At 40.0% G+C, this 16419-nt stretch carries 18 protein-coding genes; 17 read left to right on the top strand and 1 reads right to left on the bottom strand.

Annotated features, from left to right (window positions below; all coding sequences use genetic code 11):
• Positions 1–736: 736 nt before the first annotated feature.
• The 13 genes from rpmH (at position 737) to AC0VYJ_RS22030 (ending at position 11994) form a co-directional block, all read left to right on the top strand.
• A complete protein-coding gene (gene rpmH, locus AC0VYJ_RS22090; protein ID WP_048311109.1) occupies positions 737–871 on the top strand; it encodes a 50S ribosomal protein L34 in 135 nt (44 codons plus the stop codon).
• A gap of 77 nt (positions 872–948) precedes the next feature.
• Complete coding sequence (gene rnpA / locus AC0VYJ_RS22085; protein WP_430244375.1) at positions 949–1323, top strand: ribonuclease P protein component; 375 nt, start codon at positions 949–951, stop codon at positions 1321–1323.
• Positions 1320–1541, top strand: coding sequence for a membrane protein insertion efficiency factor YidD (gene yidD, locus AC0VYJ_RS22080; protein ID WP_194218142.1), 222 nt, complete (start codon positions 1320–1322; stop codon positions 1539–1541). The genes rnpA and yidD overlap by 4 nt, the downstream gene beginning before the upstream one ends.
• A 57-nt stretch (positions 1542–1598) precedes the next feature.
• The gene (gene spoIIIJ, locus AC0VYJ_RS22075) at positions 1599–2366 is read left to right on the top strand and encodes a YidC family membrane integrase SpoIIIJ (RefSeq protein WP_303532812.1); all 768 of its coding nucleotides are present in this window, start codon (positions 1599–1601) and stop codon (positions 2364–2366) included.
• Entirely contained in the window at positions 2363–2983 is a 621-nt protein-coding gene (jag, locus tag AC0VYJ_RS22070; RefSeq protein WP_430244380.1) for an RNA-binding cell elongation regulator Jag/EloR, read from the top strand. The genes spoIIIJ and jag overlap by 4 nt, the downstream gene beginning before the upstream one ends.
• A gap of 287 nt (positions 2984–3270) precedes the next feature.
• Positions 3271–4647: a tRNA uridine-5-carboxymethylaminomethyl(34) synthesis GTPase MnmE gene (gene mnmE / locus AC0VYJ_RS22065; RefSeq protein WP_430244382.1), complete on the top strand. Its 1377-nt coding sequence runs from the start codon at positions 3271–3273 to the stop codon at positions 4645–4647.
• A gap of 24 nt (positions 4648–4671) precedes the next feature.
• Complete coding sequence (gene mnmG / locus AC0VYJ_RS22060; RefSeq protein WP_194218146.1) at positions 4672–6555, top strand: tRNA uridine-5-carboxymethylaminomethyl(34) synthesis enzyme MnmG; 1884 nt, start codon at positions 4672–4674, stop codon at positions 6553–6555.
• An 18-nt stretch (positions 6556–6573) separates the two neighbouring features.
• The gene (gene rsmG, locus AC0VYJ_RS22055) at positions 6574–7287 is read left to right on the top strand and encodes a 16S rRNA (guanine(527)-N(7))-methyltransferase RsmG (protein ID WP_226615958.1); all 714 of its coding nucleotides are present in this window, start codon (positions 6574–6576) and stop codon (positions 7285–7287) included.
• Positions 7288–7405: 118 nt separating this feature from the next.
• Entirely contained in the window at positions 7406–8245 is an 840-nt protein-coding gene (gene noc / locus AC0VYJ_RS22050; protein ID WP_194218148.1) for a nucleoid occlusion protein, read from the top strand.
• 170 nt (positions 8246–8415) lie between these two features.
• Positions 8416–9201 carry a ParA family protein gene (locus AC0VYJ_RS22045; RefSeq protein ID WP_371017943.1) on the top strand — a complete coding sequence of 262 codons (786 nt, stop codon included), beginning with the start codon at positions 8416–8418 and terminating at the stop codon, positions 9199–9201.
• On the top strand, positions 9194–10042 hold the full coding sequence (locus AC0VYJ_RS22040) for a ParB/RepB/Spo0J family partition protein (RefSeq protein ID WP_475366267.1): 849 nt from the start codon (positions 9194–9196) through the stop codon (positions 10040–10042). The genes AC0VYJ_RS22045 and AC0VYJ_RS22040 overlap by 8 nt, the downstream gene beginning before the upstream one ends.
• Before the next feature lie 76 nt (positions 10043–10118).
• Complete coding sequence (locus tag AC0VYJ_RS22035; protein WP_430244388.1) at positions 10119–11267, top strand: aminotransferase class V-fold PLP-dependent enzyme; 1149 nt, start codon at positions 10119–10121, stop codon at positions 11265–11267.
• A gap of 13 nt (positions 11268–11280) precedes the next feature.
• Complete coding sequence (locus AC0VYJ_RS22030; protein ID WP_475366266.1) at positions 11281–11994, top strand: DUF554 domain-containing protein; 714 nt, start codon at positions 11281–11283, stop codon at positions 11992–11994.
• A gap of 135 nt (positions 11995–12129) precedes the next feature.
• Here the strand turns inward: AC0VYJ_RS22030 and yyaC are convergent, their stop codons facing one another.
• On the bottom strand, positions 12130–12759 hold the full coding sequence (gene yyaC, locus AC0VYJ_RS22025) for a spore protease YyaC (RefSeq protein WP_430244392.1): 630 nt from the start codon (positions 12757–12759) through the stop codon (positions 12130–12132).
• A 125-nt stretch (positions 12760–12884) separates the two neighbouring features.
• On the opposite strand from yyaC, the gene AC0VYJ_RS22020 reads away from it, so the two are divergent.
• The 4 genes from AC0VYJ_RS22020 (at position 12885) to ychF (ending at position 16324) form a co-directional block, all read left to right on the top strand.
• Complete coding sequence (locus tag AC0VYJ_RS22020) at positions 12885–13907, top strand: YkvI family membrane protein (RefSeq protein WP_194218154.1); 1023 nt, start codon at positions 12885–12887, stop codon at positions 13905–13907.
• Between the two features lie 25 nt (positions 13908–13932).
• The gene (locus tag AC0VYJ_RS22015; RefSeq protein ID WP_475366265.1) at positions 13933–14817 is read left to right on the top strand and encodes a mechanosensitive ion channel family protein; all 885 of its coding nucleotides are present in this window, start codon (positions 13933–13935) and stop codon (positions 14815–14817) included.
• Between the two features lie 13 nt (positions 14818–14830).
• Complete coding sequence (locus AC0VYJ_RS22010) at positions 14831–15028, top strand: DUF951 domain-containing protein (RefSeq protein WP_430244397.1); 198 nt, start codon at positions 14831–14833, stop codon at positions 15026–15028.
• A 195-nt stretch (positions 15029–15223) separates the two neighbouring features.
• Positions 15224–16324 (top strand): redox-regulated ATPase YchF, encoded by a 1101-nt coding sequence (gene ychF / locus AC0VYJ_RS22005; RefSeq protein WP_194218157.1) that lies wholly within the window; start codon positions 15224–15226, stop codon positions 16322–16324.
• The last annotated feature ends 95 nt before the right edge of the window (positions 16325–16419 follow it).

Genomic DNA, 16419 nt, shown 5'->3' with positions numbered 1-16419 from the left:
CGAAGTCCCTCCTTTTGTTCAAAAGTAAATAAAATTAATATTGTGAGCTTAGTTCGGGCCTCTGAATGATTCTTATCATCAGACCGGGTGACATTGTAACAGACCCTTATGTTTTTTCACCAAAATAAAAACAGGCTGTATTCGCTGACGATAGTCGCCTAATGTGCCAACGTACAACCTTTGTACAATCATTTGAATATTCACGAATAATTATACTGTCCACAATATCAAAGCGGATCATATAATATAGAAGAAAGTCGAATTATTGACTGTGTTCACATGGTTGTGGACATAAAGAATAACATACCTGAATAACTGTCCACATAATTATCCACAGACTGTGGACTCTTTTTAATCCACTCTAGCTTATTCACGAGTTAAAACACAAATATCATAACAAAAGAATAGCTTGTTTGCAATGTTTTTCGGGAGGTTATCCACAGAGGACATATCTTGTGGATCAAAACTGTCCACAGCACTAGATTTTGTGTAGAACCTGTCGATAAGTGATGTGAATAAGTGAAAAGTGTCGAAATGAGTTATCCACACGGGTGTTTTAAGAGGTTTGTAAATGATTTGATCAATCTTTATTTGGTGGAGATCATCGTAGATTTAAATGATTGCTTTTAGTTAAAGTGTGTTTGATATTTTAATTAAACTTGACAATTCCCCATGTCTTTTCTTATAATTACTTGGACTGTCTTTATACAGTTTATCCTCAGGGAGGTGTAATAGAATGAAAAGAACGTTTCAACCAAACACACGTAAACGTAAAAAAGTTCACGGTTTTCGTGCACGTATGAGCTCAGCTAACGGACGTAAAGTCCTTGCTCGTCGTCGCCGTAAAGGTAGAAAAGTATTGTCTGCATAGACCACTGATCATCAGTGGTCTTTTTTTAAGATAAGGTTTATAATATGCTTATCCAAGTAACACTGGGAGTGTGCGGATTGAATAGCAACTACCGGATTAAAAAGAATTCTGAGTTTCAGAACGTTTTCAAAAATGGAAACTCAACTGCAAACAGACAATTTGTTGTGTATGTATTAAAGCGAAATGATCAGCCTCAATTTCGATTAGGTCTTTCAGTAAGTAAGAGGATCGGCAATGCTGTGACACGAAATCGTGTGAAGCGACTTGTGAAAGAATCATTCCATCAGTTGTCAGATCAAATCAAATTCCCTTACGATTTTGTCGTAATTGCACGAAAACCTACTTCAGAGATGAGTTTCGAGGAAGTGAAGAGCAGCTTAACTCATGTGCTTAATAGAGCTCGTGTGTTGAGAGGTGTGAAACAAGTTAGTAAAGGAAGGGATTCTAAATGAAGAAAGTGGCTTTGATGCTAATTCGCGTCTATCAGAAGTTTATTTCTCCATTAACTCCCCCATCTTGCCGTTTCTACCCATCCTGTTCTCATTACAGTTTCGAATCTTACCAGAAGCATGGATTTATTAAGGGCTCCTGGTTGACGGTTAAAAGAATTTCAAAGTGCCACCCCTTTCATCCTGGCGGTTTTGATCCTGTACCGGATAAAAGGGACTAGTGGCATGCTTTTACTACATAAATCATTGTCGAGATATGATTGCAAGGAGGATGAAGCGTGAGGAAAAAAATAACCCTCGCATTTCTATTGATTGGTCTCGTTGCGGTCCTTTCAGGATGTAACATTAACGAGCCGATTGATGCAGAAAGCACGGGATTTTGGAGCGAATACATTGTATATCCGCTTTCCGCAGTCTTAACATTTTTCGCTGATTTGACTGGTGATGGAAATTATGGACTGTCTATTATTATTGTTACGATTTTAATTCGACTTCTACTACTTCCATTGATGATCAAACAAACGAGAAGTTCAAAAGCGATGCAGGAACTGCAGCCAGAAATGCAGAAACTTAAAGAAAAGTACAGCAGTAAAGACCAGAAGACGCAACAGCAGCTTCAGCAAGAAACAATGCAGCTCTTTCAACAGAATGGTGTTAACCCGCTTGCAGGTTGTCTACCAATCTTAGTGCAAATGCCGATTCTTTTAGGTTTTTACCATGCTATTATGCGTACACAAGCAATTGAAACACATACTTTCCTCTGGTTTAGCCTTGGCTCTCCAGATATAATTCTGGCAGTCACTGCTGGTATAACAACCTTCATTCAGCAGAAAATCATGATGGGTAGCGGTGGAACGGTGCAGCCTCAAATGAAGATGCTTCTATACGTTATGCCAATTATGATTATTGTCTTTGCTATTAACTTCCCTGCAGCGCTAGCGCTATATTGGGTTGTAGGTAACATCTTTATGATTGCGCAAACTTACTTTATTACGAAACCTACCATTAAAACCGCTGATACGAATACGGGGGGAGCGAAGAAGTGAGAAGCGTTACGGTAACGGGAAAAACGATTGAAGATGCCATTGAAAATGCGCTGAATCAAATCGGGACTGTTCAAGAGAATGTTAATATTGAAGTGTTAGAAGAGCCTAAAAAAGGATTTTTAGGTTTTGGAGGAAGGCCCGCCCGCATCAAAGTAAGCGAGAAACCTGACATCATAGAGCAAACAAGGGCTTTTTTAGAAAAAGTCATTAGCAATATGGGAGTAGAAGCCAGTATAGAAGGTAGAAGAGAGGATCGCGATCTTTATTTTACTCTATCTGGTGAAAAAATTGCGATATTGATAGGGAAACGCGGCCAAACTCTTAATTCTTTGCAATATTTGACAAATCTTGCCGCGAATCGATTTTCTGACCGATTTGTCCGTGTAGTACTCGATGCTGAGAACTACCGTGAAAGACGTGAAGAGACGCTAAGAAAGTTAGCCGATCGTCTTGCAGACAAAGCGATGGTTACGAAAAAGGATATACAGCTAGAACCGATGCCGTCGTTAGAACGTAAGGTAATTCACCTTTATTTGAAAGAAAAGAAGGGGATTTCCACTCACTCAGATGGAAAAGATCCACATCGCCGTGTGGTTATTGTTCCACGTAATAAATGATATGAAACCTTCGGGCACTTTGCCCGAAGGTTTTTTTGAGGAAAGATTGGGTTTTCTTTACTAGAAATCTCCATTCTTTTCACCCTTCTTAGGCTGGTTGTATGGAAAGCAAACTTATTTCTTTTTTTATGAAAATGGGTTACACTAAAAGGTATTGTGGATTAGTCTGTAGCTTTAAGATATGAAGTTATCCACTGTGGATAATTGGTTAAACTAATACTAGCTTATATTATATAGAAAACGTAAATAAATAGAATAAAGAAGTGTGATTAGAGAGGTGAATAACTTTGGAATATGAAACGATTGCTGCAATATCGACTCCAATGGGAGAAGGGGCAATTGCGATTGTCCGACTTAGTGGTTCAGAGGCGGTTGCGATAGCTGATCGGCTATATAAGGGCAAACAGGCGTTAGAATCCGTTGATTCTCATACGATTCATTATGGTCATTTGATTGATCCTGATACTGAGCAGGTTGCTGAAGAAGTGATGGTTTCAATTATGAAAGGACCCCGGACATTTACGAGAGAGGATATTGTCGAGATCAACTGTCACGGTGGACTGGTATCTGTAAACCGTGTGCTTGAGTTGGTTTTGCGTAGTGGTGCACGCCTTGCAGAGCCAGGTGAATTCACTAAACGAGCTTTTTTGAATGGTCGAATTGACTTGTCGCAAGCAGAGGCTGTTATTGATTTGATTCGAGCAAAAACGGATCGAGCAATGAATGTTGCGTTAAATCAAATGGAGGGTCGCTTATCGACGCTGATTGCTACCTTGAGACAGCAACTCCTTGAGACAGTTGCTCATGTTGAAGTGAACATTGACTACCCTGAATATGATGCAGAAGAAATGACGCAAGATCTTTTAACCACGCAATTAAAGCAGGTGGCTAAGGAAATTGAAGGTATTCTAATTACAGCACGACAGGGAAAAATTTTGCGTGAAGGTTTATCTACTGTTATCGTGGGACGGCCAAACGTTGGTAAATCATCCTTATTGAATAGTCTTGTTCACGAAAACAAGGCAATAGTGACAGACGTTCCTGGTACGACCCGAGATGTTATTGAGGAATATGTTAATGTAAGAGGCGTGCCTTTAAGATTAGTGGATACAGCGGGAATTCGAGAAACGGAAGATCTGGTCGAGCGAATAGGTGTTGAACGTTCACGTGAACGCTTGAAACAAGCTGATCTCATCTTGCTTGTGCTTAATTATAATGATGAGTTGACGCATGAAGATGAGAAGTTGTTCGAAGCGGTAAAAGGCATGGATGTTATTATTATCGTGAATAAAACGGATCTAGATGAGAAACTAGATTTAACTAAGGTAAAAGAATTAGCAGAAGAGCATCCAATGATTACGACTTCATTAAAACATGAACAAGGCGTTGATGAGCTTGAACAATCCATCTCTGAACTGTTCTTTGCAGGTGAAGTAGAGTCACAGGATTTAACATATGTATCTAATTCACGTCATATTGCTTTGTTAGAACAATCGCGAAGAACGCTTGATGATGCGTTAGGCGCTGTTGAAGCAGGAATGCCGGTTGATATGGTACAAATTGATATTACTCGAACGTGGGAAATTCTTGGAGAGATTATTGGTGATACAGTATCTGAGAGTTTGATCGATCAGTTATTTTCACAGTTTTGTCTTGGGAAATAAGATGATAAAAGGAGGAATACGGCAATGGGTTATAAAGCCGATTCTTATGATGTTATAGTCGTCGGAGCAGGTCATGCCGGTGTGGAAGCGGGACTCGCTTCAGCAAGAATGGGTGCGAAAACACTCATGCTTACACTTAACTTAGACTCTGTCGCTTTCATGCCATGTAACCCGAGTGTAGGAGGTCCTGCAAAGGGAATTGTTGTGCGGGAAATTGATGCACTTGGTGGAGAAATGGGACGAAATATAGATAAAACGCATATTCAAATGCGTATGTTAAATACAGGTAAGGGGCCTGCTGTACGTGCACTGCGTGCACAGGCTGATAAAGTACTGTATCAAAGTGAAATGAAACGAACCATTGAAGAACAGGATAATCTTACGCTCTTACAGGGCATGGTTGAGAAACTAATCGTTGAGGATGGCGTCTGCAAAGGAGTTATTACGAAAACGGGTGCAGAGTTCGAGGCGAAATCTGTTGTTTTAACAACTGGTACGTTCATGCGCGGTCGCGTTATTATTGGAGATCTTTCATATGAAAGTGGCCCTAATAACATGCAGCCTTCCGTTAATTTGTCGCACCATTTGGAGGAATTGGGCTTTGAGATGGTTCGTTTTAAGACAGGAACTCCTCCGCGTGTAAATAATAAATCTATTGATTATAGTAAAACTGAAATTCAGCCCGGCGATGAAAAACCGCGTGCATTTTCATATGAAACAACAGAATTTATTACAGACCAGCTGCCATGTTGGTTAACTTATACGGGTGAAGCAACGCATAAGCTCATCAATGATAACTTGCATCGATCTCCGATGTATTCAGGTATGATTGAAGGGACGGGCCCAAGGTATTGCCCATCAATTGAAGATAAAATTGTTCGCTTTAATGATAAGCCCCGTCACCAAATTTTCCTTGAACCAGAAGGACGCAATACGAAGGAAGTATATGTGCAGGGTCTTTCAACAAGCCTTCCAGAGGATTTGCAGCAACAAATTCTTAAAACCGTACCTGGTCTTGAAAATGTTGAAATGATGCGTGCAGGCTATGCCATCGAATATGATGTTATTGTTCCGACCCAATTGTGGCCTTCACTTGAAACAAAAACAGTGAAAAACCTCTTTACTGCAGGACAGTTAAACGGTACTTCAGGATATGAAGAGGCAGCAGGTCAGGGAATCATGTCTGGTATTAACGCTGCAAGGAATGCACAGGAGCGTGAAGCGGTGATTCTGGATCGTTCTCAAGGGTACATTGGCGTTATGATCGATGACCTTGTGACGAAAGGAACGAACGAGCCATATCGTCTATTAACATCACGAGCAGAATATCGTCTTCTTCTTCGTCACGATAATGCAGATTTAAGACTAACAGAACTCGGTTATGACATCGGCATGATTCCTAAAGAACGCTATGATCGTTTCCTTGCTAAAAAAGAAATGATCGAGCAAGAAATGAAGCGTCTTGCGAAGATTGTGATTAAACCAGGCGAGCAGGTTAATGATGTTCTTCCGGAGAATAGTACTGAATTGAAGGAAGCTATTCACGCAGCTAATTTATTGAAGAGACCGGAAGTAACTTATCAAGAGATTCATCAACTAGCACCAGCAGACTTTGAAATTCCTGAAGATGTTTCAGAACAAGTTGAGATTCAGATTAAATATAGCGGCTATATTAATAAAAGTCTTCAACAAGTGGAACGTATGAAGAAAATGGATGAAAAGAAAATTCCTGAGGGCATAGATTATTATGCGATTGGTGGTCTTGCAACTGAAGCGAAGCAAAAACTTGATGAGGTTCGCCCTCTTTCAATTGGTCAGGCTTCGCGTGTATCAGGAGTTAATCCAGCTGATGTATCGATCTTACTTGTGTATATCGAACAGGGGAAAATCGCTAAAATTGCAAAATAATGTACTAGTGGAGGGTCTATGAACGAGCAACAGTTTCAGGAGTTGTTAGAGGAGAAAGGGATTACTCTTTCTCCTGAACAGCTTCAACAATTTCAAACATACTATGAAATTCTAGTTGAATGGAACGAGAAAATGAATCTGACAGCTATCACTGATAAAGAGGAAGTCTACGAAAAGCACTTCTTTGATTCAATCATGGCGGCGTTCTCATTTGATTTCTCTTCTGACTATCATATTTGCGATGTGGGAGCGGGCGCAGGTTTCCCAAGTTTGCCTATTAAAATTTGTTTTCCACATTTAAGCATCACTATTGTCGATTCACTTAACAAGAGAATCGGTTTCTTAGAACACCTTTCATCAAAACTTAAGCTAACAAATGTGTCATTTTATCATGACCGTGCTGAATTATTTGGTAAAAACAAAGATCATCGTGAAAAGTATGATGTTGTCACAGCAAGAGCCGTTGCAAGACTTTCTGTCCTTGGTGAGTTGTGTCTTCCTCTCGTTAAACCAAACGGTTATTTTGTTGCGCTAAAAGGCCCAGGTGTAGAGGATGAATTAGAGTCTGGTAAACAGGCGATTAAGCTTCTTGGTGGAGAAGTTGTGAAACGAGATACGCTAACACTACCTAAAGAAAAGAGTGAGCGTAATATCGTTACAATTAAAAAAATCAAAACAACTCCAAAAAAATATCCAAGAAAGCCAGGCACACCAAATAAAAATCCTTTATAATAAAGATGGACTGCATTTGAACGGATAGGTGTTTCACATGGAACGCTGCTACGACGGAAGGAATTCGGTTTTGAAGCAGCGAATCAGTTAAGGAGTCGATTAAAGGTGGTGTTAGGCGATGAAGCATACGTTTTCACGTCTTTTCGGTTTGAACGATGAAAAAAGCGAGACGATGGAAGCAGAACAAGAGGAAGTGAAACAGCTTCTTGTTGAGGATATTATCCCAAACCGTTTCCAACCTCGAACAATTTTTATAGATGAGAGAATTACTGAACTATCTCAGACGATAAAGACCCATGGAGTTATTCAGCCGATCGTGGTTCGAGAACGTGAAGGCAAGTATGAAATTATTGCCGGGGAAAGACGCTGGAGAGCAGTGAAAAAGCTAGGTTGGGAGCGAATTCCTGCCATTATTAAGGAATTTAACGATTCTCAAACAGCCTCTATTGCGCTTATCGAGAACCTGCAGCGTGAAGAGCTAACAGCTGTTGAAGAAGCTATGGCTTATGCCCAGCTTATTGAGCTACATGATTTAACTCAGGAGAGCCTCGCTCAGCGACTTGGCAAAGGGCAATCTACTATTGCGAATAAGCTTAGATTACTGAAGCTCCCCGAGCCTGTTCAAAGAGCGCTTCTCGAGAAAAAAATCACGGAGAGACACGCTCGTGCTTTGATTCCACTTAAGAATCCTGAGAATCAAGTAAAAGTTCTCACAGAAGTTCTTGAAAGACAATGGAATGTGAAGCAGACGGAAGAACGTGTTGTTCGTATGCTAGAAGGCACTGTACCTAAACCGAAGCCTAGAAAAAAATCGGTTAGTAAAGATATGAGGTTGGCTGTCAATACGATCCGTCAATCGCTTGATATGGTAACAGAGACTGGTTTAACGATTGATACAGATGAAGAAGACCATGACGAATACTATCAATTTACGATCCGAATACCTAAAAAGAAGTAAACTCATCCAAACTGGATGAGTTTTTTTTGTACATATAAAACGTTAAACAGATAGTATTAACTTCAAATATGCTGAGCTGTTTTCTGTTTCTATCTCTTTCAGGGAGGAAATGGAATTTTATTGAGAATACCGTCCGGCTAATAACAAACGTGATAAAATAGAAAGAAAGAATGGTTGGAGAATGGGGTGACATCTTGGTGAATATTGTTGCTGTAGCAAATCAAAAAGGCGGAGTGGGAAAGACGACCACTTCAGTGAATGTAAGTGCCTGTCTCGCCTATCTTGGTAAAAGGGTCTTGCTTGTTGACATTGATCCTCAGGGGAATGCAACAAGTGGCGTTGGGATTGAGAAAGGCGATATTGAAAAATGTGTGTATAACATCCTCGTAGATGACCTAGATGCTGGAGACATTATTCAGGAGACGATTGTTGAGAATTTGCACGTCATTCCTTCAACAATTCAGCTTGCAGGAGCAGAGATCGAACTTGTTCCCACCATTTCCCGGGAAGTAAGATTGAAAAGGGCGCTAAATAAAGTTGAAAAAAACTATGATTATATTATAATTGATTGTCCTCCATCGTTGGGGTTATTAACAATTAATGCTCTTACAGCCGCAGATGCAGTGCTTATTCCTGTCCAATGCGAATACTATGCACTTGAAGGACTAAGTCAGTTACTTAATACAGTACGACTCGTCCAAAAGCATTTAAATACAGAATTAAAGATTGAAGGAGTACTGTTAACAATGCTTGATGCAAGGACAAACCTTGGTATTCAAGTGATTGAAGAAGTTAAAAAGTACTTCCAAGAAAAAGTCTATCGAGTGATCATACCAAGGAATGTACGTTTGAGTGAGGCGCCAAGTCATGGGAAGCCAATCATTGTCTATGATCCAAAATCTCGAGGGGCTGAATGCTATTTAGAACTTGCAAAGGAAGTGTTAGTCAATGACTAATCGTGGTTTGGGTAAGGGAATTAACGCCTTTTTCCCTTCCCAAAATGAGAACGAGACTGTGAGGGATATTCCCGTTAATGAGCTTCGTCCTAACCCTTATCAACCGAGAAAGAAGTTTAGTACTGAAGCGATTGAAGAATTAAGTGCTTCGATTCAAACTTTCGGTGTCCTCCAGCCATTAATCGTTCGTCAAAGCATTAAAGGCTATGAAATTGTTGTAGGTGAGCGGAGGTATAGGGCTTCTTTAGAAGCAGGTCTTACAACCGTTCCAGCTGTTGTGAAAGATTTAACAGATCGAAAAATGATGGAAATTGCCTTAATTGAAAACTTGCAGCGTGAGAATCTAAATCCGATTGAAGAGGCGCATGCTTACCAGAAACTGATGGAAGAAACAGATGTGACACAGGAAGAATTGTCAAAACGCCTGGGTAAAAGTAGACCGCATCTCGCTAATTTCCTTCGTCTTTTACAGTTACCTTCTGAAGTACAGGAGTATATTTCAGACGGAAAGCTCACGATGGGGCATGGGCGGGCGATACTTGGATTAAAAAATAAAGAAGCTAGAAAGCCACTTGCGGATCGAGTTCTTCAGGAGAAATTAAACGTTCGCCAGCTAGAGAAGTTAATTACGGAATTGAATCAGAATGTTTCACGTGAAACAAAGAGAAAAGAGAAGTCAGATCCGTTTCTTAAGGAAAAGGAAGATCACCTTCGTGAGCGATTTGGAACGTCGGTTTCAATTAAAAGAATGAAGAAAAAAGGTAAAATAGAGATTGAGTTTTTCTCAGAAGAAGATCTAAATCGCATATTAGAAGTGTTAGAGAAAGAAGATAACGAATAAAAGCATAAACTGCCATTCAGTTTATGCTTTTATTCTAGCTTAGTAGAATTTGAAACGAACTTAATGGGGTGGTAATGTGATTTATCTTGATCAAGCGGCAACGTCCTTTCCTAAGCCGCCTGAAGTTGTTCAGGCTATGACTGAGTGTATGACCGAATACGCGGCAAATCCAGGTCGTGGTGGACATGCTTTATCCAAGCGCGCTGATAACATGATTGTACAAGCACGTGAACAGCTGGCTGATTTTTTTGGCTTTGACCAACCTGAACGCGTTTGTTTTACAGCAAACGCTACAGGAGCTCTTAATCAGGCAATAAAAGGTTTTTCCTTCAATGAAGGGGATCATGTATTAACCACTTCTTATGAACACAACTCAGTACGTCGTCCTTTAGAATATATGAAGAAAACTTCAGGAATTGAAGTGGATTACATTAATCTGGAGACGACTGAGGAATTTGATGTCGAGGCATTCTGCAATGCCATACGATCTTCTACAAAAATGATTATTGTTTCACATGGCTCTAATCTAACTGGTAAAATTATTCCTATCGATGAGATTGGAAAAATAGCCAGAGAACAGGGAATTACGTTTCTCGTAGATGCCTCCCAAACAGCTGGTATTATTCCTATTCATATGGAGCAAATGAGCGTTGATCTATTGGCTTTCCCAGGTCATAAAGGTTTACTTGGTCCGCAGGGTACAGGTGTACTAATGGTTAGCAAAGCGGTTGAGCTTAATCCTATATATCATGGCGGTACGGGGAGTAGTTCTGAGTTGGTCGATCAGCCACTAAAATACCCTGAACGCCTTGAGAGCGGAACCGTCAATACACCAGGAATTGCCGGGTTATTAGCAGGTCTCAATGCAGTGAAGAAAATGGGTCTTCATAAAATAAGAATGCATGAACTGCATTTAACTGAGCATCTAATAAATGGATTAAAAGAAATTAATTATGTGAAGGTGTATGGACCTAATAAAGAACGCCTTGGAGTTATCCCTTTTACTATTGAAGGAATTGATGCTCAGGAAATTGCAATTATACTTGATCAGCATTACGAGATTGCAGTAAGAGCAGGCCTACACTGTACTCCACTTGGACATGAAACGATCGGAACGACCACTACTGGAGCGGTACGATTAAGTGTGGGACCTTATAATTCAATAGATGAAATTAATAAAACCATCCAAGCAGTAGAAGAAATTGTTGAGGGGTACTTTGGCTGAGGAGATGTAGGAAATGGTATTATTAGGAACAGTTGTGAATGGTGCAGCCATTATTGCGGGTACGCTGATTGGCACGGTTAGCAGTCGCATCCCTGAACAAACGAAAACGACAATTATGCAGGGCCTAGCTTTAGTTGTTTCTGTTATCGGACTACAAATGGCCATGAAAAGCGAGCAGTTCTTAATTGTAATTGGCAGTCTGGTGCTGGGCGGTATACTAGGTGAGTATTGGAATCTAGAAGGAAAGCTGAATGGTTTAGGGAAGTGGATTGAGAGAAAAACTGGTGCTGCTTCGGAAGGCAGCGTAGCTCAAGCTTTTGTAACAGCTACACTCGTTTACGTTGTTGGTGCTATGGCTATTCTTGGGGCACTTGATAGTGGCCTACGAAATGATCACTCAATATTATTTACAAAGTCTTTAATAGATGGTTTTACTGCAATTATGTTTACAACAACGCTAGGTTATGGTGTATTGTTTTCAGCAATACCCGTAATGCTGTATCAAGGAGTTCTTGCTCTCTTTGCTGCACAGATAAACCAGTTTGTCCCCCAAGCCCTTCTCGATGCGTTTATTGCAGAGGTAACTTCTGCAGGAGGAATTATGATTCTAGCAATTGGATTGAACTTGCTCGGTATTGTTAAAATTCGAGTAGCTAACTTTCTCCCTGCTTTATTAATTGCAGCTATTCTTGTCTCAAGTCTGTACCTGATGCCTTCGATGTTTTAGAATGCGATTATTTAATCAGGTTTTGTTAAGCAGTCAAAAATCAAGAAACCATATGATTTAGTAACAGAGATCTATATTAAAAAGACCCGTACTCTGGTTTTGTAAATGACCAGGATACGGGTCTTTTTGTCGACGTTATGGAAGTTGAAGAAGGTCATCTCCCCAATTTAAGGCATTGTTCTTCTCGAGTGACATATCTGATCCATATGCTTCAATAGATTGATGAAGACTTATAGCCATAACATCAGCCATTTTCATAACTAAATTTAATCGTGTATTTTGCAAAACAAAGTATTCCATGAATCCACTAACATTCACGATCCCTGTTAAATGAATATCCCCAACTTCTGGGAGCTCTTTTTTTACTCCCGCACCTGGCTTCACAGGGCCCTCTCCTGCCGTAATAATTCCAACAGAGTGAAGACGTCCGAGACAAGCATCAATTCCGATAATAAATGGACGAGTGTGCGTCTGTTCAATTGATGTCATCACTTCATTTAAATTCACAGCATGAACTGGTGACTCAAGCGTACCGTATACTGTTGCTTTTGGCTGAAGCTGCTGCAATTTGCTTCCAACAAGCGGGCCTAAAGCGTCTCCCGTTGAACGATCCGTTCCGATGCAAACGATCACAATTGAATCTGTTCTTCTCGTTGGCAGCAGAAGCGAAATCCTCTCACTAAGTGTTTCTATAGCAAGATCATCCTCATGATGGATTCGATATACAGCAGGTTTTTTTTGAAAAAACTTGTCTCGAAGATTCATAGGATTCTCTCCTTTGTAATAGTAGTAACAGTATACGGAATTTTGACGTGATCTATACATACAAGATCATTTCTGCCGTGGATTTTACTTCAATTTCGTATTGAGTAAGACTAGGAGGGAATGCCATGATAAGCGGTGGAATGAAATGGTTGTTTCTTATATTAGGAACGATGATTGGTGCAGGCTATGCATCAGGGAGAGAACTGTGGCAATTTTTTGGTCATGAAAGCGTACTGGCTATCATTTTATTTACAGTCATGTTCTCGATTTGTTGTTATGTGATTATGAAAATAAGTTACGAAACGAAATCCACTCATTATTTGCCGATTTTGGAACGACTTGTGGGCAAAAAGTTAACCGGAATCTATGATTTACTCATTATCCTGTATTTGTTTACAACAACGATTGTAATGTTTGCAGGTGGTGGGGCAACGATGGAAGTGGTTCATCTACCTTATTGGTTAGGTATTTGTATTCTTGCTGTATTAGTTATTATCCTTTTCTTCTGGGATATCAACGGGATGTTATCAATGAATGCCATTATTCTTCCTTTGCTTATTATTCTCTTACTTTCAGTACTTGGATTGTTCATTCACTCGAATCCCTCAGCTATGCTTTTTAATTGGACAAAACAAGCGAACTGGCCAGCGGCTTTTACGTTCACAGCGCTAAATATTTTACCACTTGTCGCAGTCCTTTCAGCCGTCGGTCATCAAATTAAGCATAAAGGAGAAATTTGGATTGCGAGCCTTGGAAGTGGATTAATTCTCGGGGGAGTGTCTTTTCTTTATAATCAATCACTCATACAGGTGGCTCATGACCTTCTTTTATACGAGATCCCATTGTTTGCGATCTTAAAAACGTATCCGTACTATATGATTTTGATTATGTCTGTCTTACTATGGTTAGCCATATACACTACAGCTGTAAGTGGAGTCTTTGGTCTTACATCGAGATTTCGAGATTTGCTTGGTCTTCCTCTATGGATTGTCGCTTTTATTATTGTCATGATTATGCTTCCGTTTACTGCGTTTGGTTTTTCTACACTAATTGCTTTTTTATACCCTCTGTACGGTGTACTAAATCTCTATATTTTAGCATCTATCTTGATTTTCCCAGTTCTTAAACGGTATGATTTGTTATCATAGTACTAAAAACTGGGAGGTATGTGGATTGGATTGGTTCGATTCTTTGTGGACGCCTACATATCAGTATTTATCCAATCGTGAGCTTTGGGGGAATATGGTCAAAAGTGCACTTACTATTTTAGCTATTTTAATTGGTACATGGATCTTTTTGCGAATAGCAAAATCAGCATTAGGTCAGATTTTCTCTATTCGTTTAAAAAGCCCCCTCCGGTTATCGGAACGTAGAGAAGCGACTCTCATAAGGTTGATTGAGAATGTTCTAACCTATGTTACTTATTTTGTTGCACTAGTTATGATTTTGAGTGAATTTGGCGTAGACGTTCGGACCCTAATTGCTGGAGCCGGAGTGGTTGGTCTTGCTGTAGGTTTCGGGGCACAGAACCTTGTGCGTGATGTTATTACAGGTTTCTTTATTATTTTCGAAAAACAGTTTTCTGTAGGCGATTATGTCCGTATCTCTAGTGTAGAAGGATTTGTTGAAGAAATTGGACTACGCGTTACGAAAATTAAAAGTTGGACAGGAGAACTTCATATCCTACCGAATGGTAACATTAATCAAGTAACGAATTATTCTATTCATAATAGTATTGCCGTTGTTGATGTGAACATTGCGTATGAAGAACATATACAAGAAGCCGAGAAAGTGATCATTGATTTAATGGACGAGCTGTATGAGCAGTTTGATGCTATGATTGTGAAACCGGAATATCTTGGAGTCCAGGATTTAGGGCAGTCAGAAGTAGTTCTTCGTATTATCTCAGAAGTGCATCCAATGGAGCACTGGGTCATAGGGCGAGAAATCCGAAAAGCGGTTAAACAACGTTTTGATGAAATTGGTATTGAAATTGCTCTGCCACGCGTTGTCATGTATCAGCGTGATGAGCAAAGTGAAGTAAAAGAAAAAGCATAAAGGGGGAATCCTTATGTCTGATAAAGACTTTGGCTTGAATGACATTGTCGAAATGAAAAAAGCGCATCCGTGTGGAGAAAACCGTTGGAAAGTAATTCGAATGGGAGCAGATATCCGAATCAAGTGTCTCGGATGTGACCATAGTGTGATGCTTCCAAGAAAAGAGTTCTCTAGAAAATTGAAAAAAGTTCTTGAGCATGCAGAATCTTGACCGTCCATTTTGGGCGGTCATTTTACTTATAGAGAAAGGGGGATGCTTGTTTTTTTGCTTCGTCATCTCTATAATTGGTAAGGTATGTCGTTCGTTGAACAAGATGATCAAAAAAGTCTATTTATGGCTCATTTAGCCATCTTTATTTTTATAAAAATCGCCTTCTGAGGCAGATACTTTAAAGGAGTGACCGAGATGGCATTAACCACCGGTATTGTAGGACTTCCGAATGTTGGGAAGTCAACTTTATTTAACGCAATTACACAGGCAGGAGCAGAGTCAGCTAACTATCCGTTCTGTACAATTGATCCGAACGTTGGAATTGTAGAAGTTCCAGATGAGCGTCTTCAAAAGCTAACTGAGCTTGTAAATCCAAAGAAGACTGTACCAACAGCTTTTGAATTTACAGATATTGCTGGGATTGTTAAAGGGGCAAGTAAAGGCGAAGGCCTAGGAAACAAGTTTCTTTCTCATATTCGTCAAGTAGATGCGATTTCTCAAGTTGTTCGCTGTTTCGATGATGAGAATATTACACACGTTTCTGGTAAAGTAGATCCCATTTCTGATATTGAAACGATTAACCTTGAGCTAGTCCTTGCAGACCTTGAATCAGTAGAAAAGCGCATCGCCCGTGTTCAGAAAATGGCGAAGCAAAAAGATAAGGAAGCGCTAGCTGAATTTAACGTTCTCACAAAGCTTAAGGAAGCATTTGAAGAAGAACAGCCTGCTCGAAGCGTAGAGCTAACGGAAGAAGAAGAGAAAATTGTTTACGGCTACCATCTATTAACGAAAAAGCCTGTTCTTTACGTAGCAAACGTTGACGAAGATGATCTTCTGGACCCAACTGATAATGAATATGTGGCTAAAGTTCGTGAATATGCTGCAAAAGAAGGCGCAGAAGTTATCGTCGTTTGTGCGAAGATTGAATCCGAACTCGCTGAACTTGAAGGCGAAGAAAAAGATGCATTTCTTGAAGACATCGGAATCTCTGAGCCGGGATTGAATAAATTAATCCGCGCTTCCTATGACCTTCTTGGACTAGCTACTTACTTCACAGCTGGTGAGCAAGAAGTTCGTGCGTGGACATTCCGTCTTGGAATGAAAGCTCCACAAGCAGCTGGTATTATCCATACAGACTTCGAACGTGGTTTTATCCGCGCAGAAATTGTAGCTTATGATGACCTAGTTGAAGCTGGGACAATGGCTATCGCGAAAGAAAAAGGAAAAGTTCGTCTTGAAGGAAAAGAGTACATTGTAAAAGACGGAGACGTGATTCATTTCCGCTTTAACGTTTAAGATATAGGTTCTTTTCTAAAAGATTGTTGTTTTGAAAGGGTTTTGTATAAAAAATCCACACGTAGCTGATTGGAGCGGAAGGTGCTCACCGCCCG

It is taken from the genome of Anaerobacillus sp. 63XJN7_5_ISO-PGPR-S23-430 (assembly GCF_056173695.1).
The sequence above is the reverse complement of the archived record's forward strand: the minus strand, read 5'-3'. Positions and strand labels throughout refer to the sequence as shown.

Coding starts and splice junctions, on each gene's coding strand:
- rpmH (WP_048311109.1), top strand. CDS start 737: ATGAAAAGAACGTTTCAACCAAACACACGTAAACGTAAAAAAGTTCAC.
- yidD (WP_194218142.1), top strand. CDS start 1,320: ATGAAGAAAGTGGCTTTGATGCTAATTCGCGTCTATCAGAAGTTTATT.
- mnmG (WP_194218146.1), top strand. CDS start 4,672: ATGGGTTATAAAGCCGATTCTTATGATGTTATAGTCGTCGGAGCAGGT.
- rsmG (WP_226615958.1), top strand. CDS start 6,574: ATGAACGAGCAACAGTTTCAGGAGTTGTTAGAGGAGAAAGGGATTACT.
- noc (WP_194218148.1), top strand. CDS start 7,406: ATGAAGCATACGTTTTCACGTCTTTTCGGTTTGAACGATGAAAAAAGC.
- AC0VYJ_RS22045 (WP_371017943.1), top strand. CDS start 8,416: ATGGTTGGAGAATGGGGTGACATCTTGGTGAATATTGTTGCTGTAGCA.
- AC0VYJ_RS22040 (WP_475366267.1), top strand. CDS start 9,194: ATGACTAATCGTGGTTTGGGTAAGGGAATTAACGCCTTTTTCCCTTCC.
- AC0VYJ_RS22030 (WP_475366266.1), top strand. CDS start 11,281: ATGGTATTATTAGGAACAGTTGTGAATGGTGCAGCCATTATTGCGGGT.
- yyaC (WP_430244392.1), bottom strand. CDS start 12,759: ATGAATCTTCGAGACAAGTTTTTTCAAAAAAAACCTGCTGTATATCGA.
- AC0VYJ_RS22020 (WP_194218154.1), top strand. CDS start 12,885: ATGATAAGCGGTGGAATGAAATGGTTGTTTCTTATATTAGGAACGATG.
- AC0VYJ_RS22010 (WP_430244397.1), top strand. CDS start 14,831: ATGTCTGATAAAGACTTTGGCTTGAATGACATTGTCGAAATGAAAAAA.
- ychF (WP_194218157.1), top strand. CDS start 15,224: ATGGCATTAACCACCGGTATTGTAGGACTTCCGAATGTTGGGAAGTCA.